Below are 19,305 nucleotides of genomic sequence, written 5' to 3'. Positions count from 1 at the left end.
TCCGGAAAATTTCACTCATTTTCTAATACTTTCATTGTTTTTACAAAACTATCAATGAGTAAATTACGATCATCAAGCCACTGTAAGCGATCATCCTTGAGATGGACACGATTTGATAAAAAGATGACAGCCTGTTGCGTGATAAGATTCAGCATGACAAATGTCCCGGTATACCCCGTATGGATTAGCCATTGCTGGGACCTATCAGGCTTAGCTATGCTACTTTCGGCCGTTAGAGATAATAAATCCCACCCTAAACTGCGTTGATCTTGTGTCTGGCTATAATTTTGTAATAGTGTGAGATAGCGATCATCTGATAAATAAGCTTGCGCAAAAGCAACCAAATCGTCTACTGTTGAAAATAAGCCTGCAGAGCCAGTGTGTATCCCTAACACTTGTGCTTTAGGATCATGTACCATACCTTTGGGCAGCTGCCAAGCAGTGGCAACCGTATTTTCAGGTGCTACAAATCCAGTATGAGACATCCCAAACGGTAGAAAAATTTCTGACTTTAGAATATTTGATAATGATTGACCATATAGCGTTTCTAGCATGAAGCCCAGTAAGATAAAATTAACATCTGAATAATGAAAGACTTTTTCAGAAGTCGCCTTAATCTGGTTAAGGGCCTGGCGAAGCGCATCATAAGCTAAGGCATTTCTATTTTTTATAAAGGGATCAATTCCCGATGTATGTGTTAAAAGCTGACGAATCGTTAACTTAGCTGCACCCTCCCCTTTAAAGTCAGGATAATGGTCAATCAATAAATCATCTAGGTCAATTTTTTTCGACAAAATGAGGTTAATGACAACCGTACCCGTGCCAACAACTTTCGAAACACTTGCTAAGTCGTAGGCCATGTCGTCTTCCAGAGCAATTTTGACCGGTTTGCATCTATTAAGCCCCAGGGTATACTTTTGCACATTTGTTTTATTAATGATAGCAAAAGAAGCACCTGGAAAAACTCCAGATGCAATATAGGCTTCTATCAATTTAATGGGACCTTCGCTTAACGCAATGGTCATTTAGCAAACCAGATTTCTATATTTTGCGCATCATGCAAAGTTAGAATTTTACCTTTTTTATCAACATAATAAGGCAATCCTAGGTCATCTAATTGCTGTGAAATCTGTTTCAAATCAACTTCTGGCGCGACTTTGAACTCAATCACTTCTATATCCCAAACTTCTTCAGGTTTAGTCATCAGATCAGCACCTGCTGCTTCAGTATAGCTAATCGTGCCAAAAGGCAATGAAACTGAATTACCCTGACTGCTTAAGCCAAAGCCTTCCGTGTAGAAGGCTAAACAAGCGGCAATATTTGCTGTATGTAACTGAATATCACGCAAGACAACATCTGATGTTTCTGACTCCATCGGCACGACTTCGAACAAATCTCCCTCTGGGGACGTTGCCTCAAATCCTTCCTTAAATTCTGGACTTACCAATACGATTTTTTTCAATTTTTTAACACCAGTTACAGCACGTGTTCTCATGCTAGGTGATTCTTCAATAATCAATACGGCATCATTCAAATTCTTGGCAGACTTGCCACCTAAAATCGCTAAGGCATTTTCTTCTGATATCACCTTAAGTCCTAATACATCCTTGTAAAAAGCTAAATTCAAATCACGGTTATTCACCCGAATAACCGGGACCATGCAACTAACATTTTCAAAAATTGTCTTCATCTTATTTTAATCTCAATTCTGTAAGTGGTTTTTTACCTCTAACCATTATAAGCGACAATAGCAAATTTTACAAAAATTTTGTATACGATTATCACATTTTTATTAAAGTTATCCATTTTAATGCTAGTCAAGTCAAATTTCAAGCACTTTATAGCTATTTCCTTAATAAAGAACAAATATTTTAATTTATTTCATCCTAATAAATCGTGTTAATTTTAGTAAAATTATGCTATCGTATAGGTATGGATTATTTCGAAAAAATAGAACTAGAGTTATCACAAAAAGAACCAGATGATCTTTTTACTGATACACCACCAAAACAAAATTGGCTGTCACGGCTATCTTTTATTTGGTTATTAATACTTTGGCAGATTTCTCAAAATATCATTTTATTTTTTAAACAGCCAGAAGATAAAACAAACTTATGGAAAATCAGCTTATTTGTACTGATATTTATTGATTGTGTTTTGCTATCTTATCACTGGGCTAGAAAGCATCAGCTCATCCCTGTCATTAACCGACGCTATTTCCACTTTGGCAAAATTGCTGCAGGTTTTGGGATGATGTTTGCCACTGCCATAATCTCTGGCTTAATCATGCAAATTTCAGGCACTCATAACACAGAAAATCAAGCACTGTTAGAAGAGACTGGTAAAAAACTGCCACCCCTTGTTTTCTTCATTATGACAACGTCAGCAGGATTCTTCGAAGAATTGATTTTTCGAGTAGGACCATTTGAACTCCTATTTAACAAATGGCCTAAAATCGCAGAGATAGTGGCCTGGGGATTGTTTACCGCAGCCCATGGCCCTACAGATTTTGCCAGTTTTGTCACCTATGGTCTCATGAGTTTAGTCCTCACCGGATTATACGCTAAGTATCGTAATTTTTATCTGAATATGTCCGTTCATTTTTTATGGAATGCCTTCGGTATGATTGGTATTTTGATGTCAATGTAGGACAGAAAAACGCCCACTAGTTTGAAACTAGTGGGCGTTTTTTATATAATATTAATACCTTAATTGCTTATAAGAAAATAATTTTAAAGAGAGCGATTGCTGAAAGACCAGCTAAGATTGGTGCTGCAACGGGTACCCATGCATACCACCATTTTGAATCACTCTTGCTTTCGCCAAGAACAGCTTTAGGCAAGATAGCATGTAAGAGACGAGGACCTAGGTCACGCGCTGGATTAAGACCAGGACCAGTTGGTCCGCCCAATGCTGCAACAAGTGCTAGCACTAAGAAACCTAGGGCAATATGGGCAACTGCAAGCGATCCTGCGTTACCAGCTGTTAAGCCAACAACACCTTGTTGTACTTTTGTCGTGATATCCATCTCAGCAACTTTTTTAGCTGCACCACCTGCGCCTTGACCTGTTGCTAATAATTTATCAATAGCAGGGACAATTTCGGCACCGAAGAAGTTTTTAGTTAAACCAAGCGCACCGAAGAAAAGAACAAATGAGCCAAAGAATTCATTTAAGAAGCCATTAATTAAGGCCCCACGACGACTTTCTTTCGTCCCATCATCAGCACTCGCAATTGTAGAGAAAGTACCTAGAATGTGGTTTGGATTCGTTGTGTTCAAGTAGAATGGGCGGTAAACCGTCACAATAATTGCTTGACCAACCATTGCACCAAGAATTTGTGCGATGATATATTGAGCGACATGCGCCCATGGGAAAAGACCAGATGCTGCAAGACCTAGTGTGAAAGCTGGGTTGATATGGTTACCTGAAACATTACCAAACATCAAAGCAGGGATCATTACCCCACAACCATACCCCCAAGCGATTGTCATCCAGCCTGAAGCATATCCTTTAGCACCTTTGAGGTCAACGTTTGCGACCGCGCCGTTACCAAGAATAATAAGAATCGCTGTTCCGAGGAACTCAGCGAGGTATTTTGTCATCCATGTTACGTCCATTTTTGTTCGTAATCTCCTTTAGTTAAATTGTTAAACTGACTGATTAAAGGCATAAAAAAGTAAACCCCAAAAATCAAGATACATTGCTATTGATAGCACTATATTAGTTTATCAGAAAAAGAATGGCGTGTAAAGCTTGCGCAAACGTTTACATTAGGAATTAAGCTCAATTTAAGGCCAATTAGATAAAAATAGCGGTGTTTTCCTAAACTAATCACTTGACATTGGCTTTCGTCTCATGTAAAATTTTTGCTTTAATTATTTTCATCAAGTCGCTTATTTGTAAGCATTAGCGATTATCTGCTAATCCTTTACTACATGATTTAATATATCATATCACCATTTTTAGAGACAAGCCTAGTAGGTTTTGTCTTCTATTTTTGTTATAATTTAAGGTATTGCTAACTTGCTTTTACACACTGACAGGTATAGTGACTGGCAAGTATTCCAGCTAAAACAACGAAGGAGATCAAATGCAATTTAATCACTTTTCTATCATCGATAAACCACTTGCGCAACAGATAATCGAGCTAGCTCAACTGGGTATTGTCTTTGACAGCAAGCTTTCTGCCAAACAAATACTTGAAACCCTGCTAACGACAGCACCAGTTGAGCAAACTAGCTTAGCTGTCAGCCAAGAACAAACACTAGTTGACTTTTTAGCAGCAAATACTAGCTTAACTTGGGATATTTTTTACGGAGTCGGTCTGCAGCTACTTGGCTTTGTCGCAAATTTTGACTTCCAATTCTCTGGTGCTATCACTTTCGCACAAGACCTTAACCTACCGATGGTTGACTTAAACAGCGATATATCAGACACACCTACTTTGATACAAGCCATCTATCTCCTGATGAATTCACGGCAGAAAAACGGGATGACCTTAATCGAGCATTGGGTTTCCGAAGGCTTACTAGCAGCTGATAATCAGTACCACTTCTTTAATGATAAAGCACTTGCCACATTTGACACACAGACTTTAATCCGTGAGGTCGTTTATGTCGAAAGTCCAGTCGACACACAAAATCGCGGGACTTATGATCTGATTAAAGTACAGATCATCCGACCACAGTTTGATGGTAAACTACCAGTTGTCATGACCGCAAGTCCCTATCACCTCGGCATTAACGAGATTGCCAATGATGCTAAACTTCATGAGATGACGGGCAACCTAGCTAAAAAGACACCTCATTTGATTACCTTATCAGATCAAGACACAGCTTTCCCAGACTATGATCAAGTAGACGTCCCAGCTGCTCCTTATAATCAAGCGACCGAGCATTTTACACATGGCTGGACTTATTCACTCAACGACTACTTCTTATCACGAGGCTTTGCCTCAATTTATGTGGCAAGCGTCGGTACTCGTGGCTCTGATGGTTTCCAAACATCTGGAGACTATCAGCAAATAGCCGGTGTGACCGCAGTTATCGACTGGTTAAATGGGCGGACGCGTGCCTTTACAACTAGACAAAAAACACATACCATCACGGCTGATTGGGCAAGCGGTCACGTCGCTATGACAGGTAAATCGTACCTAGGGACACTCGCTTATGGCGCAGCAACGACAGGTGTCTCTGGCCTTGATGTCATTCTCGCTGAGGCAGGTATCACTAACTGGTATGACTATTACCGTGAAAATGGACTCGTCCGAAGTCCTGGCGGTTTTCCTGGAGAAGACTTAGATGTTTTAGCTGAGTTAACCTACTCAAAAAATCTAGATGCTGCCGATTTTGTCAAACACAATACAACTTATCAAGAACAGTTGGCTGACATGACGGCAAAACTAGATCATGAATCTGGTGACTATAATAGCTATTGGCATGCACGAAACTATCTACCAAATGCGGACAAGGTAACAGCTGATATCTTGCTTGTACACGGTCTACAAGATTTCAACGTCACAACATCGCACGTCTTTAATTTTTGGCATGCCTTGCCTGAGCACATTAGGAAACACGCCTTTTTACATCAAGGTAGCCATGTTTACATGAATAACTGGCAATCCATTGATTTTTCAGAGACGATCAATGCCTACTTCACCGCTAAATTACTATCGCGTGACCTAACATTAAACCTGCCAGCCGTTATCTGGCAAAAAAATAATGCTAGCCAATCATTCACAGGATTAGACTCATTTGGGGCACAGGATATCGAGACCATACAACTCGGTTATGATGAAAAACTAGCCCAATTTGACAATCAATATCCCGATGTGACTTTCAAGCAGTATAGCCAAAATTTCCACAAGTTTAAAGCTGACTTGTTCGAAGGCAAGGCAAATGCAACGTGCATCGATATCCATATTCCTGAAAAAATCCGCCTTAATGGACAGATTGTGCTAGACCTACGTCTCAAATTAAATGATAGCAAAGGAATTTTATCAGCCCAAGTATTAGACCTCGGTAACAAAAAACGCTTGACTGATGTTCCGACAACACTCGATCTTAAGACGATTGATCGCGGTCGAAACTTTATGCTAGATGATTTGAAGGAATTGACTTTAGTAGATAAACCCTATCAAGTCGTGACAAAAGGCTTTATGAATCTGCAAAATCGACAAAAACTGACGGAAATTAATTCTGTCACGCCCGATGAATGGACTAAAGTCGAGCTGCGACTGCAACCGACTATCTATGACTTCGAGGCAAATGATACCTTGCGTCTGCTACTTTACAGCACTGATTTCGAACATACCATACGTGATAACCGTGATGTCACCTACCAACTTAATCTGCAAAAATCACGACTCTATATCCCAAAAGAAAGCTAACCTATGACAATTATCGGCCTTATCGGTGGGCAGTACCTCAGCACTCCTGAGCTGCCTTTCCACGAATTCCCTGTTACCTATACACGTACAGCCTTTATCGATGCCCTACAAGATGTCGGGGCAACCGTGATCATGATCCCAATCGATCAAGATCTTGACAAACTAGCGGATACGATTTCCCTTGTTGACAAGGTCCTATTAACGGGGGGCGAGGATGTCTCTCCTGAGTTTTATGGGCAAGATCCCCATATGCGTTTAGGTAATATCAACCCTAACCGAGATCGCTTTGAGCTTGCCGTGATAAAAGAAGTCCTCAAACAAGAAAAAGCCTTATTCGGTATCTGTCGAGGCCATCAGCTGCTTAATGTCGCACTCGGTGGTAGCTTATATCAAGACCTATCCTTGAAAACGACTGAGACCTTTAAACATATGCAGGCGCCAACTAAAGCCATTTTCCCCACTCACTTTATCCAAGTTGATCAAGCATCTAGTTTACGTTTCCTACCAGAAACCTATCACGTCAATTCCTTTCATCATCAAATGATTGATACTGTATCTGATGATCTGACCGTCATCGCCAGTGCTAGTGATGGCGTGATAGAGGCTGTCGAAAACAAGGAAAAACGGTTACTAGGTGTCCAATGGCATCCTGAATGTGCTTGGGCGACAACCACTCACGAACGTGCCATTTTTGACTTTTTTGTCAACGAACTGTAAGAAAAAAAGACCCGATCGGATCTTTTTTTGTTTTTATTTGATAAACTGTGTCAAATGATTGACAGCTTTTTCTTTACCTAATAGGTAGATTGTATCTGGTAATTCTGGGCCATGCATCTCACCTGAAACGGCAATTCTGATCGGCATGAATAAGTTCTTCCCTTTAATGCCAGTTTCTTTTTGGACTGCTTTAATCAATGGGAAGATGTTATCTTTCACATAATCAGCATCTGCCAAATTCTCTAGTTTTTCTTTAAAGGCTTTGATGACAACAGGTGCAGTTTCAGTCTCTAAAACTTCTTTTGCTGCATCCGTTAGGTCAGGAAAGGCTGAATAGAATAAATCTGTTAAAGGAACAATCTCATCGATTGATTTAAGTTGCGGTTGATACAAGGCAACCAAGTGTTTAGACTTGTCATCCAAACGACCTGCTTCACTCAAGAATGGTGTCGCTAGAGCAAACACTTTATCCAAGTCAGCATGTTTAATATAGTCGTTATCTAACCAATCGAGTTTTTTCTGGTCAAAGGCTGCTGGTGATTTTGATAAGCGATTTTCATCGAATAGCTCAATCAACTGTGCTTGAGAGAAAATTTCTTCTTCTCCACCAGGATTCCAACCTAAGAGTGAGATAAAGTTAAAGACTGCTTCTGGTAAATAGCCTTTTTTACGGTAGTCTTCGATAAATTGCAGGGTATTTGTATCGCGTTTTGATAATTTTTTACCAGTTTCTGAGTTAATGATTAAGGTCATATGACCAAATTCTGGAATCGCCCAACCAAGTGCTTCATAAATCATCAACTGTTTAGGTGTATTGGCAATATGGTCATCCCCACGGATAACATGAGAAATTTGCATATCGTGATCATCTACGACAACTGCGAAGTTATAAGTTGGATACCCATCACGTTTTTGAATGACCCAGTCACCGCCAAGATTTTTACCTTCAAACTCGATATCGCCTTTAACGATATCATGCCATTTGTAGATAGCACCTGCGGGTACTTTAATCCGGACTGTTGGCACAACACCAGCAGCTTGTCTATCGGCAATATAAGTCGCAACCTGTTCATCAGTCATGCCAGTATACTCACTGATATAAACTGGTGGTAGTCCTTTAGCTTCTTGCGCTTCACGGTCAGCAGCAATTTCTTCCTCAGTTTTATATGAATGATAAGCATGACCAGACGCTAACAGCTCATCGATAGATGTTTGATAAAGTGACAAACGTTCAGACTGGCGATAGTTTTCATGCGTCTCTGGCGACTCATCCCAATCCATACCAAGCCAACGTAGGTTGTCTAATTGAGACCGTTCCCCATCTTCAACATGACGTTTACGGTCAGTATCTTCGATACGGATGATGAAGTCGCCACCATGGTGACGCGCATATAAATAATTAAAGAGTGCTGTTCTAGCATTCCCAATATGTAATAACCCGGTTGGTGATGGTGCATAACGCACACGAATTTTATTTGTCATTTTTTCTCCTTAAAATAGTCATTCCTATTTTACCAAAATATCAAAAGAAACGCCATCCTTGCTCTTGACGTTTCTATCTCCTACTTGCCTCTATTTATGTGATGTAACTGCTTCAAACAAGCTGTTTTACGATACCTGACTAATTAGGACAACTGCCTCACAGGCCATACCTTCACGGCGCCCGATAAAGCCTAGTTTTTCAGTTGTTGTTGCTTTTATATTTATATTGTCGATCTCTGTGTGTAAGATGTCAGCGATAATCCGCTTCATCTCTTGCAGATGAGGTGCCATTTTGGGTGCTTCTGCTAAAATCGTCGCATCTATATTCCCAATACAATAGCCATTTTCGATCATGACTTGATAAATGTCCGCTAATATTTTTGTCGATGCAATCCCTTGTGTCTCAGGATTGGTATCAGGAAAAGCATGACCGATATCTCCTAATCCCAAAGCACCAATGATAGCGTCTGTAATGGCATGTAATAGGACATCTGCATCTGAATGACCGAGCAACCCTTTTTCATAAGGGATCTTAACCCCCCCTATTATCAGGTCTCGATTTGCCACAAGCTCATGAACGTCATGGCCATGGCCGATTTTAAGTGCGTGCATCTGCCTTACCTCCTACTATTTACTTAAGTTAGCTTTAGCTAGTCGACCGACTTGCTAAAATCGCATTCCCAAAAATCAGATCCTCTGGTGTTGTCATTTTAATGTTTTCATAACTACCCGAAACGATGGTAACTGGGACAGTCGAAAACTGTTCAACCAAACTTGCATCATCAGTGCCTAAAAACCCAGCATCATGGGCTGCCTGATGGACTATTTTAATAAGAGACGTGTCGAAAAGCTGAGGGGTTTGAGCAGACCAAAGGGCTTGTCTAGGTACAGTTTCACTGATTTGGCTCGCTTCATTTACTTGTTTGATCGTATCTTTGACTGGCACTGCCAAAATCGCATTTGTATGTGCTTTAAGATGGGTTAAGTCTGATAAGGTAACAAATGGTCGCGCGCCATCATGAATCATCACATGAGTAGAAGCCACATGAGATAAGGCATGTCTTACAGAGTCCTGTCGTTCATCTCCACCAACAACAAACGTCACCCTGTCCGTTAAATAGCTTGAAAAGTACTGTTTTTCCTCTGCTTTTCCTACCAGAATGACTGCTTTGCAGTCAGAATCAGATAAAAATAAATTTAATGAATAAGTAAATATAGCCTGATCCGCTAGTTTTAAGAATATTTTATTACGGTCCGCGGCCATTCTGGTGCCAGATCCAGCCGCCAAAATAATGGCACTGTATGGTTTATTTACTGCTGTCATCGGACTAGCTCACCAAAAATCATGCGTCCTGCAGATGTTTGTAAGGACTTCGTCACTTCTACAGTCACTTTCTTATCTAGCTTATCAGCAGTTTCTTCGACCACAATCATCGTGCCATCTGGTAAATAACCAATCCCTTGACGTCGCTCAGTCCCTTGCTTGACAATCGTGATCTCGAGTGTATCGCCAACGATAAGCTGAGGTTTGACAGCATTTGCCAAGTCGTTAATGTTTAATACTTTAACGCCTTGGATCTCGGCCACTTTATTAAGATTAAAGTCATTTGTTACCAGTGCAGCACCCGTCTCAGAAGCATAGCGTAGCAATTTTGTATCGACTTCATGAATATCAGTGTAGTCTTTGGCAGACACTGTCACTTTTGCGATTTCTTTCATGTCATTTACTAAATCAAGACCGCGACGACCTTTGGCACGCTTTAGATTATCATTACTGTCGGATAGTAACTGTAGTTCGAGTAAGACAAAATTAGGGACGATGATTTCACCATCTAAAAAGCCTGTCTTCAGGATATCAAAGATGCGACCATCGATCAGCACACTCGTATCTAATAATTTGGCATAGCCTTTTTGTTTACGTCTGTCTCGTTTTTCAGTTTTTTCTGGTTTGATGACAAGTGTTGATTTCTTTTTGCTAAAAAACTTTAAAATATCGGCTTCCCGTTTGGTTGACACACTATAGCCCACATAAACGGCCAACATCATCAATAGAAAGGGGATGATCGTTGACAAAATCGGTATGCGTAATATCCATAATGGCAAACTGGCGATGGCACCAACCACCAAGCCTAGCACACCCCCAAAAAAGCCTAAGGTAATGGTTGGAATATTAATCGTGGCTACTGCCTTGTCAATCTTATCTACAAAATTGAGTAATAGTCTGATAAACATAATCGAAAAAATAAGAAAAATAAGTGCACCGATAAAACTGTTGACGACTATATTATTTTGAAATTGTCTTTGATTGATTAATACCCAAAACTCCGGTAGAAAGGCATCGCCGACTGTTGCACCGACGATGACCATCAAGACATGAATGATAATTCGCTTCATATACTGCTCCTTAATTAATGATGAACTAAAACTAGTCTGGCTTCCTAGTGGTCTATCAATGTACCACATGACCCTACAAGTAGCTGCGCTGTTTATGATTACCTCATGAGTTAGTTCCTAATACCTAGGCATTATAGCCAATCTTGTTAGAAACCCATGATAAGTTACGAAAATAACTACTATTTGAAAGCCTTTGCTTTCTATACTCGTTAACTGATAGAAAGTTAAGTTAAGCCAATCAGCTTATCAAATACATGGCAAATGTTTATACTTTTTAATTTTAGCATATTTACCTTAAAAATACCTGTCTTAACAAGTTAAGCACCAAAAACTTTTTTCAAAACTTCAGCTAAGGTTGTGACACCAACAACTTTAATAGATGGCGGAATAGTCAAGCCCACTAATGCATTTTTGGGTACATAGATCTTTTTAAAGCCAAGTTTTGCAGCTTCATTAATCCGACTTTCAATCCGATTCACGCGCCTGATTTCTCCTGTCAAGCCAATTTCACCGATGAAAGCAACATCTGGTTGTGTTGGTTTCTCCTTATAACTTGAGACAATCGCCACCGCAACTGCTAAATCAATAGCCGGCTCATCTAATTTAACACCGCCAGCTGACTTGAGATAGGCATCCTGATTTTGAAGTAGTAAATTGGCACGTTTTTCGAGGACTGCCATGATTAGGCTGACCCGATTAAAGTCGAGACCTGATGTCGTTCGTCTGGCATTGCCAAAAACTGTCGGTGTGACCAGACACTGGATTTCAACAAGGATAGGACGTGTCCCTTCCATAGAGACTACAATGGCTGATCCCGTTGCACCTTCTAGACGCTCCTCTAAGAAGATCTCACTAGGATTGGTCACTTCAACAAGCCCCTGTGACTGCATTTCAAAGATACCAATTTCATTCGTCGAGCCAAACCGATTTTTCACAGCTCTCAAAATACGAAAAGTGTGCTGGCGTTCGCCTTCAAAATAGAGCACCGTATCTACCATATGCTCTAGCATTCTAGGTCCAGCAAGGCTACCTTCTTTGGTCACATGACCGACGATGAAAGTCGCGATATTATTCGTTTTTGCAATCTGAAGCAGTTCAGCAGTGACTTCTCGAACCTGACTAACAGAGCCCTGAACGCCTGTAATTTCTGGACTCATGACTGTTTGAATCGAGTCTATGACGAGAAAATCAGGTTGCAACTTTTCGATTTCCGACCGAATATTTTGCATGTTGTTTTCAGCATATAGATAGAAGTCAGAGTCTAAATCCCCTAACCGTTCAGCCCGCATCTTAATTTGTTGGGCAGATTCTTCTCCTGATACATATAAGACACGACCAAGATTTGCAAGTTGGACTGAAACTTGTAAGAGAATCGTTGACTTACCGATCCCTGGATCGCCACCAATAAGAATTAAACTACCAGGTACCACGCCCCCACCTAGGACGCGATTAAACTCGCCCATCTCCGTCAGAACACGTGGGGTATCTAAACTTTCGACCTCGCCTAATTTAATGGGTTTTGTTTTCTCGCCAGTTAGGGTAACCCGGGCATTTTTGACTGCCTTAGCTTCTACCTCTTCAACAAATGAACTCCAAGCGCCACAGTTTGGACATCTTCCTAAGTATTTAGCAGACTGGTAGCCACATGACTGACAGACGAATTTTGATTTTATTTTAGCCATTACGTTTTGCTATCCTAATCTTTTAATAAAGTTTTTTTGTTGTTTGTTACTGATATACCCATTTTTTTCGTAAAAACAGTGCGCTGCACCTCTATCTTCACCTGAGTTTAGTCGAATAGCCAAAATACCTTGTTCAAGTGCATACGAGGCGATTGCATCAAGTAATGCTGAACCAATGCCTTGTCCTTGATGAGACGCGTCTACAACCAGACCAAGTACATTTAGCAACTTGTCTGCATAGAGCGGCTCATAATATTCTGCATGACAATAGCCTAATACTAGGCCATCATGCGCCACTACCAGAATAAGCTGTTTGGGATCTGCTAGACTAGTCGTCAAGTTTACTGTCAACTTCTCTAGTGGATAGGGATACCCCAGCAGGCCTGACAAGACTTGTAACCTTTTGGCATCTGCTAACCTAGCAAGTCTAACCTGCATATCAGTTACCTGTACTACCAAATCCGCCAACACGTGTGCCTGCTGCATCATCTGCATCTGCTAATAAATAGGGCACAAAAACACCTTGAGCAATGCGTTCACCCTTAGTCACCTGCACGACACCATCTGTAATATTTTTCATCTGTGTAAAAATATGACCTTCATTATCAGGATTACCATAGTAATCGCCATCGATGACACCGACACTATTAATCATAACCAAGCCTTTTTTACGGGGATTAGAAGAGCGATCATACAGATAAAGCACTTCACCAGCCTGCATATAAGCTTTGATACCTGTCGGAATGAGCTTGATTTCTCCTGCCTGTAAAATCACTGTTTCGGCAGCACTAAAATCGTATCCGGCAGCATGGGCTGTACTTCTTACTGGTAAGCTAAGACCAGCATCTTGATAAGTTGTGACTAATTCAAATCCGCGTGTTTTCATCATATCTCCAATATATTTACTTTTTTCTTTTTTACTATGCTATTACCTATTATACGAAAAAATCCGAGAAAAATCTCAGACTTAATATATGATGTTTAGCAAAGCTGTAAGCGTATTCCTATCATTTCTTTTCACAAGACTTTATATGAAGCAGATAGATTTGATTTGACGAAACATAAAAACGTTGGTCACCATTAAAAAGATGACCAACGTTATCTAGCTAAGAATAAGCTTAAGGTATGCTTATCCACTTTTTATTGGGCGAATTGGGCTTGTTGTAATTGGAAATAGTAGCCTTGTTGTTGCATTAGCGCATCATGACTGCCAATTTCAACAATTTGACCTTGATTCAAGACTAGAATCTTATCAGCATTCTTAATTGTAGAGAGTCTATGGGCAATGATGAAGCTTGTTCGGCCTACCATCATCGACATAAAGGCTTTCTGAATTTTTTGCTCAGTTAGCGTGTCTACCGCACTCGTTGCTTCATCCAAAATCAGCATTTGTGGCTCACTAATCATCGTTCTTGCAATCGTGAGCAACTGACGTTGCCCTTCAGAAAGTTTGAGGGCGTGCTCCCCAATTTCCGTAGCTAATTTGTCGGGCAAGCGCATGACAAAATCATACATGTAAACTGCTTTTAAGGCTGCATAGATGTCCTCATCTGTTGCTGATTTTCGACCGTATCTGAGATTAGCCCTTAAGGAACTCCCAAATAGCCAAGTTTCTTGTAAGACCATCCCAAAACTTTGGCGTAAACTATCGCGTTTTAACTCCCGGATATCCGTGCCATCAATTTCAATACTGCCCTTGTCAACATCATAAAAGCGCATCAATAGATTAATCAGCGTTGATTTTCCGGCACCTGTCTTACCAACGATAGCGATCATTTCACCTGGCGCAACTGTCAATGAAAAATCAGTGATCAACGGTTGTTTGGGATTATAGCCAAAGCTAACCTCACGGAAATCTATTTCTCCCTTAGCATGAGCTAATACACGTGCATCTGGGCTATCTGCCAACTCGATCGGTTGGTCCATGATTTCCTGGGTCCGCTTTAAGCCAGCAAATGCTGTCTGAATCTGTACCGTAATACCGGAAATTTCAATAAAAGGTTTGGTAAACTGACTGGCATAAATCGTAAAACTAGAAATGACACCGATTGTCACAGTGGTTGAGCCTTGTAAGACTAATAAACCACCAACACAGCCAACCGATAGGTAGGCCAGATGGTCAACAAACCGTGACAAGGGATTTGTTAAGGAAGAAGAAAACTGCGCTTTTTGACCTTTGACATAAAGTTCTTGATTTAAACTTTCAAATTGCGATTGGTTAATCGCTTCTCTTTGAAAGGCCTTAACCGTTTTTTGATTACCAATCATTTCTGTGATATAGCCTGAAATAGTGCCTATAATCCGTTGCTGACTCACAAAATCTTGCTGCGAAGCACGCGCGACAAGCCAGGAAACTAGAAAGATGATTGGTGTCGAAATGAGGACAACGAGCGTTAAAACTGGACTTAGATATAACATAAAGCCTAGTGCAATAATGACAACCGTAACGCCTGAAAAAAGTTGATTAAAGACGGCAGCACTAGCAGATGAGATGTTGTCCATATCATTGGTAAAGCGACTGACGATATCGCCATGTGCTGTTTGATCGTAATAACGCAGTGGCAACTGGTTAAGATGTGTGAACGCATCTTTACGCAAGGCTGCGATTGATCGATAAGCCAGTCGATTACTTAAGCGTTGAATGAGCAATTGACTAATCACTGTCACAACCAAAACGCCCAAGAATAGGGATAGCACATGCTGAATGATGGCAAAATTAACTTGACCTTGCTGCGCCATCTGATCGACACTAATCCCGATATAGTAAGTCATCAAAACGACCGTCGTGCCACTAGCAAGACCACAAATAATCGACAAGACCAACTCTAATCGAAAGGCCATCAGGTAGGGTAAAAAGAAACCTAATGAACTAGTATTTTTTGTTTTAGTCATGTGTTTCCTCCTGAGATGCGATAATGGCTTGGTATTCAGGTGATGTGCTTAATAAGTCATCATGACTCCCTTTACCAGCCAAGCGACCATTATCTAAAACGAGTATTTGATTGGCGTGTTGAATTGAGCGAACACGTTGCGAGATGATAATGATTGCACTATCCAGATCACGGGCCAGAGCTTTTCGTAAATCCAAATCTGTTTGGTAATCCAAGGCAGAAAGCGAATCATCCAAGATCAAAAGCCTTGGCTTGCGAATCAAAGCACGAGCAATCGTCAACCGTTGTTTTTGACCACCAGAGAAATTCTTACCATTCTCCATGACCATCGTGTCCAACCCGTCTGGTAGTTTTTCGACAAACTCCCGACATTGGGCTGTCGTGAGAGCCTGCCAACAGGCATCATCTGTAGCAGTTGGATCCCCCCACTGCAAATTCTCTCGAATCGTGCCGTGGAATAAGACTGATGTCTGAGGGACAAAGGCCATTTGTTGCCGTAATTTTTCAAGATTCCAATCACGGACATCTAGCCCATTGACCCTGACATGACCTGCTGCAACATCATAAAACCGTGGAATCAACTGGGTTAAGGTCGATTTACCACTCCCCGTTGCACCTGTAATCCCTAGAAATTCGCCTGCTTTTAGCGTAAAACTGATGTCTTCTAGTGACAAACCAGCTTTGGCTTCATAGCGGAAAGCAACCTTATCAAATTGGATGAAATCTGCTTGATTAGGCGATGTCTTAGCCTGCTCTGGTTGGCTTAAAGACGACACTTGGTCAAATACTTGATTGACACGACCTGCAGAAGCTGCTGCACGTGTGAAGATAACGACAAGGTTAGAGACGACAATCAAGGCAAGCAACATCTGATTCATATAATTAATCAAAGCCAATACTTCACCTGGTGTTAAGTGTCCCGTATTGACTTTGATGCCACCGATATAAATCAAGGCAACAATCCCTAAATTCATGACAAGTGTTGTTGCTGGTGATAATAAGGCTGAAAGATTGGTCACACGTTGATAAACATTTGCCAGGTCATCAGTTGCTTTATCAAAATGTTTGACATCGCTCTTGCGTCTTGCAAAAGCACGAATGACACGTACACCACTTAGATTCTGATTGACTAATTCATTTAACTGGTCCAATTTTTCTTGGACGCGCTTATATAAAGGCACACTGTAACGCACGATAAAAAATAAAATCACACAGAATACAGGTAGTAAAATGAGATAAAGTAAGCCAGTCTGCCAGTCGATATAAAAAGCCATGATAACAGAGCCGATACTTAAGAAGGGCGCACGAACAACTAGTCGAATCAGCATGGCCAAAGCCAATTGTAGCTGATTGATATCGTTCGTTAAACGGGTAATCAAGGTATCTGTCCCGAACTGATTTAAATCCTGATGGGATAATTGGTTGATTTTCTTCATCAGTTGGTTACGCAGTTCAGTACCAAATCCTTGAGAGGCAATAGATGAATAATACTGACAAATAATGGCACAAATCATCCCAATGATCGACATGGCAACCATCCAACCGACCATTTCCCAAACCATTCCCTTATCACCAGCACGTATACCCTGGTCAATCATTTTGGCCATTAATAAAGGCAATACCAATTCAAATACTGCCTCTAAAAATTTGAAAAAAGGCCCTAAAATAATCTGTTTTCGATAGTCCCGTGCATATTTTAATAAACGTCTCACAAAACTCCCTTCATTTTTACATATTAAATATATTGTAGCTCAAATAAGATGGGATAGCAAAAATATGTTTGTTATATTTAGCATTCAAAAAAACACCCATGTGGGAAGTTCCTACTAGCATCAGGACACCTGGGTCATAAACCAGCAAAGTTACGCGCCCCTTCACCACCTTATATCATTAAAAGAAAAAGCCACATGAAGAAGACATGGCTTACTATCAATGAAAAATATGACTTCTTTTTGTTGCTTCTGATATTTTTTTCGATGTTGCTTCTAGATGTGGGAAGAGCCATAACCCGACCGAACCGAAGAGAAGCGCAACAGCGATCAAAATCGCAATAGCAACCCAAGCATTTGCCCAGGATATACCACCTGCTGACTCCCGTAATAGGTTGACAGCATGCGTAAATGGGAGATATGGATTAATGGCTTGGAAGAACTTACCGGATACTTGAATCGGATAGTTCCTACCCCCACCGGAGATAGACAAGACCAAAATAATAATCGCAATTCCCTTACCGATATTACCAAACAGGGCCACAAGTACATAGACCATGGTCATGAATACAATCCAGATCAGTACCGCAAATAAAACACTGTAAAATGGGTTATGAACCGAGACACCTAAACCAAAGTAGTTCCCTAAAGTCACAATCAAGGCCTGACCAATGCCCATCACGATAAAGGTCAGCATACGTGCAGAAAACTGTTCTCTTTTAATAAAGCGTCCTTTATCTTTTTCTCTAAGATGGACTTGCGTTACAGCAAGACTAGAGAATAAGACCGCACCCACCCATAAACAAAGTGCTGTATAAAAAGGTGTACTAGCAGACCCATTATTGGCAATTGGATAGATCGCATTCTCTTGAATGTCTACAGGCTGTGTTAAGAAATCACTTTCTTTAGTCGCATCTAGTTTCAAAAGTTTGACGATATCTCCTAAATCAACTTCTTGCTCACCCTTTCGGATAGCGTCTGCTGCCTTTTGAACGCCTGCTTTAATATTAGGCCAATCGTTGACGATTAAGTCATTTGCGCTATCCAAGGCTTTTTCTAAGTCTGGCATCTTATCATTGATTGTGCCAAGTGTCTGCGTCAAATCTTTACGAATACCTGGGTAGTCAGTTTTGACAAAATTAGCTGCAGCAGCTAATTTTTGCGTGACAAGTGGTAAGTCATTTTGATAAAGTGAGGCACCTTTGTTGATGCCAGCAATGATTGCCCCCATGTTGCCGTTTAACATCGTGCTCGCATCATGTACTTCTTGCTTGATCGCGGGCATTTCGTTCTGATATTTTTCAAGGATGCTAATCGCATTACTAACTGTTGCACTGGTTGCCTGAAGTAGCTTATCAAAATCAATCGCCTGTGCTTGCGTTAACAGATTTTTGGCTAAGGTACCAATCTCATCCAGTAGCGCGTCTATTTTTGACAAATCGCCATTTTGGATGCGCGTATTGACTTTGCCAACTTTATCACTGATCCCACCTAATGTGGTGCTCAAATTTGTTAATTGATTAATCGTAGGCTCCAGATCCTGATTACCCGAGTTTTTCTCAAGTTCTGTCATGAAATTAATGAGGTTCTGGATAGCAGTCTGTTGCGCAGCAATATTGGCTTGGTAGGCTTGTACCAGACCAGCAATTTGCCTTTTTTCGTCCGGTGTCAACTTACCATCTGCTACGGCTTGCTTGATTGTTGTCACAATAGAGGTTGTATTATCAGCAAGATTTTGCAAAGATTGGAGGGTTACCTTCACACTACTTGTAATACCAGGTAGGGCTGTTTTAAGATCTGTTGCGCCTTTTAAACTGATATCAGCAAGCGTACAAGCTTTTTACCAAGTTGCTTGATAGCCGGCAACTGTGTTTGGACTTGATTAATGATGGTGAGGCCTTGTTTTACTTCCTGAATACCATCGGTCATCGTTTTTTGGACACCGTCAAAATCTTGATCAATCATGGCAAGTTGTTTACCAGCATTTTCGATTTCAGGGATTTTTTCTTGCAGTGTCATAATAATTGCCAGTCGATCACA

The 19,305-nt window shown here is 40.7% G+C and carries 15 protein-coding genes and 1 pseudogene; 3 read left to right on the top strand and 13 right to left on the bottom strand.

All coding sequences use genetic code 11. The features are described from left to right. Positions 1–11: 11 nt before the first annotated feature. Together RU86_RS02650 and RU86_RS02645 are read right to left on the bottom strand one after the other, a co-directional pair. Complete coding sequence (locus RU86_RS02650; protein ID WP_096813927.1) at positions 12–1,025, bottom strand: serine hydrolase domain-containing protein; 1,014 nt, start codon at positions 1,023–1,025, stop codon at positions 12–14. Continuing rightward, a complete protein-coding gene (locus RU86_RS02645; RefSeq protein ID WP_096813926.1) occupies positions 1,022–1,690 on the bottom strand; it encodes a CppA N-terminal domain-containing protein in 669 nt (222 codons plus the stop codon). The genes RU86_RS02650 and RU86_RS02645 overlap by 4 nt, the downstream gene beginning before the upstream one ends. A gap of 242 nt (positions 1,691–1,932) precedes the next feature. Here RU86_RS02645 and RU86_RS02640 point away from each other — a divergent pair, with 242 nt between their 5' ends. Continuing rightward, on the top strand, positions 1,933–2,649 hold the full coding sequence (locus RU86_RS02640; protein WP_096813925.1) for a CPBP family intramembrane glutamic endopeptidase: 717 nt from the start codon (positions 1,933–1,935) through the stop codon (positions 2,647–2,649). A 67-nt stretch (positions 2,650–2,716) separates the two neighbouring features. Here the strand turns inward: RU86_RS02640 and gla are convergent, their stop codons facing one another. Beyond that, entirely contained in the window at positions 2,717–3,604 is an 888-nt protein-coding gene (gla, locus tag RU86_RS02635; RefSeq protein ID WP_418766670.1) for an aquaglyceroporin Gla, read from the bottom strand. A gap of 488 nt (positions 3,605–4,092) precedes the next feature. On the opposite strand from gla, the gene RU86_RS02630 reads away from it, so the two are divergent. Together RU86_RS02630 and RU86_RS02625 are read left to right on the top strand one after the other, a co-directional pair. Next, on the top strand, positions 4,093–6,390 hold the full coding sequence (locus tag RU86_RS02630; RefSeq protein WP_096813924.1) for a Xaa-Pro dipeptidyl-peptidase: 2,298 nt from the start codon (positions 4,093–4,095) through the stop codon (positions 6,388–6,390). Between the two features lie 3 nt (positions 6,391–6,393). Next, positions 6,394–7,107, top strand: a complete 714-nt coding sequence (locus tag RU86_RS02625) for a gamma-glutamyl-gamma-aminobutyrate hydrolase family protein (RefSeq protein WP_096813923.1) — start codon at positions 6,394–6,396, stop codon at positions 7,105–7,107. A gap of 33 nt (positions 7,108–7,140) precedes the next feature. Here the strand turns inward: RU86_RS02625 and gltX are convergent, their stop codons facing one another. The 10 genes and pseudogenes from gltX to RU86_RS02575 all read right to left on the bottom strand — a co-directional run. Further along, positions 7,141–8,589 (bottom strand): glutamate--tRNA ligase, encoded by a 1,449-nt coding sequence (gene gltX / locus RU86_RS02620; RefSeq protein WP_096813922.1) that lies wholly within the window; start codon positions 8,587–8,589, stop codon positions 7,141–7,143. A 126-nt stretch (positions 8,590–8,715) separates the two neighbouring features. Further along, positions 8,716–9,201, bottom strand: a complete 486-nt coding sequence (gene ispF / locus RU86_RS02615; RefSeq protein WP_096813921.1) for a 2-C-methyl-D-erythritol 2,4-cyclodiphosphate synthase — start codon at positions 9,199–9,201, stop codon at positions 8,716–8,718. Positions 9,202–9,235: 34 nt separating this feature from the next. Continuing rightward, positions 9,236–9,913 carry a 2-C-methyl-D-erythritol 4-phosphate cytidylyltransferase gene (gene ispD, locus RU86_RS02610; protein WP_096813920.1) on the bottom strand — a complete coding sequence of 226 codons (678 nt, stop codon included), beginning with the start codon at positions 9,911–9,913 and terminating at the stop codon, positions 9,236–9,238. After that, positions 9,910–10,983, bottom strand: coding sequence for a PIN/TRAM domain-containing protein (locus tag RU86_RS02605; RefSeq protein ID WP_096813919.1), 1,074 nt, complete (start codon positions 10,981–10,983; stop codon positions 9,910–9,912). The genes ispD and RU86_RS02605 overlap by 4 nt, the downstream gene beginning before the upstream one ends. 317 nt (positions 10,984–11,300) lie before the next feature. Next, positions 11,301–12,665, bottom strand: coding sequence for a DNA repair protein RadA (radA, locus tag RU86_RS02600; protein WP_096813918.1), 1,365 nt, complete (start codon positions 12,663–12,665; stop codon positions 11,301–11,303). Positions 12,666–12,674: 9 nt separating this feature from the next. Further along, positions 12,675–13,154: a GNAT family N-acetyltransferase gene (locus RU86_RS02595; protein WP_179296182.1), complete on the bottom strand. Its 480-nt coding sequence runs from the start codon at positions 13,152–13,154 to the stop codon at positions 12,675–12,677. Further along, positions 13,105–13,554, bottom strand: a complete 450-nt coding sequence (locus tag RU86_RS02590; RefSeq protein WP_179296181.1) for a dUTP diphosphatase — start codon at positions 13,552–13,554, stop codon at positions 13,105–13,107. The genes RU86_RS02595 and RU86_RS02590 overlap by 50 nt, the downstream gene beginning before the upstream one ends. Before the next feature lie 251 nt (positions 13,555–13,805). Then, positions 13,806–15,557, bottom strand: a complete 1,752-nt coding sequence (locus RU86_RS02585; protein WP_096813915.1) for an ABC transporter ATP-binding protein — start codon at positions 15,555–15,557, stop codon at positions 13,806–13,808. Next, entirely contained in the window at positions 15,550–17,268 is a 1,719-nt protein-coding gene (locus tag RU86_RS02580) for an ABC transporter ATP-binding protein (protein WP_096813914.1), read from the bottom strand. The genes RU86_RS02585 and RU86_RS02580 overlap by 8 nt, the downstream gene beginning before the upstream one ends. Positions 17,269–17,485: 217 nt before the next feature. After that, a pseudogene (locus RU86_RS02575) lies at positions 17,486–19,302 on the bottom strand (YhgE/Pip family protein); the annotation flags it as partial. Positions 19,303–19,305 lie beyond the last annotated feature (3 nt).

This window comes from Pseudolactococcus piscium (genome assembly GCF_002441695.1).
Taxonomy (GTDB): Bacteria; Bacillota; Bacilli; order Lactobacillales; family Streptococcaceae; genus Pseudolactococcus; species Pseudolactococcus piscium.
This window is presented reverse-complemented; position numbering and strand designations above follow the sequence as displayed.

Bases quoted from the DNA above. Each gene is read 5' to 3' on its own strand.
- RU86_RS02595 (WP_179296182.1), bottom strand. From the start codon at position 13,154: ATGATGCAGCAGGCACACGTGTTGGCGGATTTGGTAGTACAGGTAACT.
- RU86_RS02625 (WP_096813923.1), top strand. From the start codon at position 6,394: ATGACAATTATCGGCCTTATCGGTGGGCAGTACCTCAGCACTCCTGAG.
- RU86_RS02585 (WP_096813915.1), bottom strand. From the start codon at position 15,557: ATGACTAAAACAAAAAATACTAGTTCATTAGGTTTCTTTTTACCCTAC.
- ispD (WP_096813920.1), bottom strand. From the start codon at position 9,913: ATGACAGCAGTAAATAAACCATACAGTGCCATTATTTTGGCGGCTGGA.
- gla (WP_418766670.1), bottom strand. From the start codon at position 3,604: ATGACAAAATACCTCGCTGAGTTCCTCGGAACAGCGATTCTTATTATT.
- RU86_RS02645 (WP_096813926.1), bottom strand. From the start codon at position 1,690: ATGAAGACAATTTTTGAAAATGTTAGTTGCATGGTCCCGGTTATTCGG.
- ispF (WP_096813921.1), bottom strand. From the start codon at position 9,201: ATGCACGCACTTAAAATCGGCCATGGCCATGACGTTCATGAGCTTGTG.
- RU86_RS02590 (WP_179296181.1), bottom strand. From the start codon at position 13,554: ATGATGAAAACACGCGGATTTGAATTAGTCACAACTTATCAAGATGCT.
- gltX (WP_096813922.1), bottom strand. From the start codon at position 8,589: ATGACAAATAAAATTCGTGTGCGTTATGCACCATCACCAACCGGGTTA.
- RU86_RS02605 (WP_096813919.1), bottom strand. From the start codon at position 10,983: ATGAAGCGAATTATCATTCATGTCTTGATGGTCATCGTCGGTGCAACA.
- RU86_RS02640 (WP_096813925.1), top strand. From the start codon at position 1,933: ATGGATTATTTCGAAAAAATAGAACTAGAGTTATCACAAAAAGAACCA.
- RU86_RS02650 (WP_096813927.1), bottom strand. From the start codon at position 1,025: ATGACCATTGCGTTAAGCGAAGGTCCCATTAAATTGATAGAAGCCTAT.
- RU86_RS02630 (WP_096813924.1), top strand. From the start codon at position 4,093: ATGCAATTTAATCACTTTTCTATCATCGATAAACCACTTGCGCAACAG.
- radA (WP_096813918.1), bottom strand. From the start codon at position 12,665: ATGGCTAAAATAAAATCAAAATTCGTCTGTCAGTCATGTGGCTACCAG.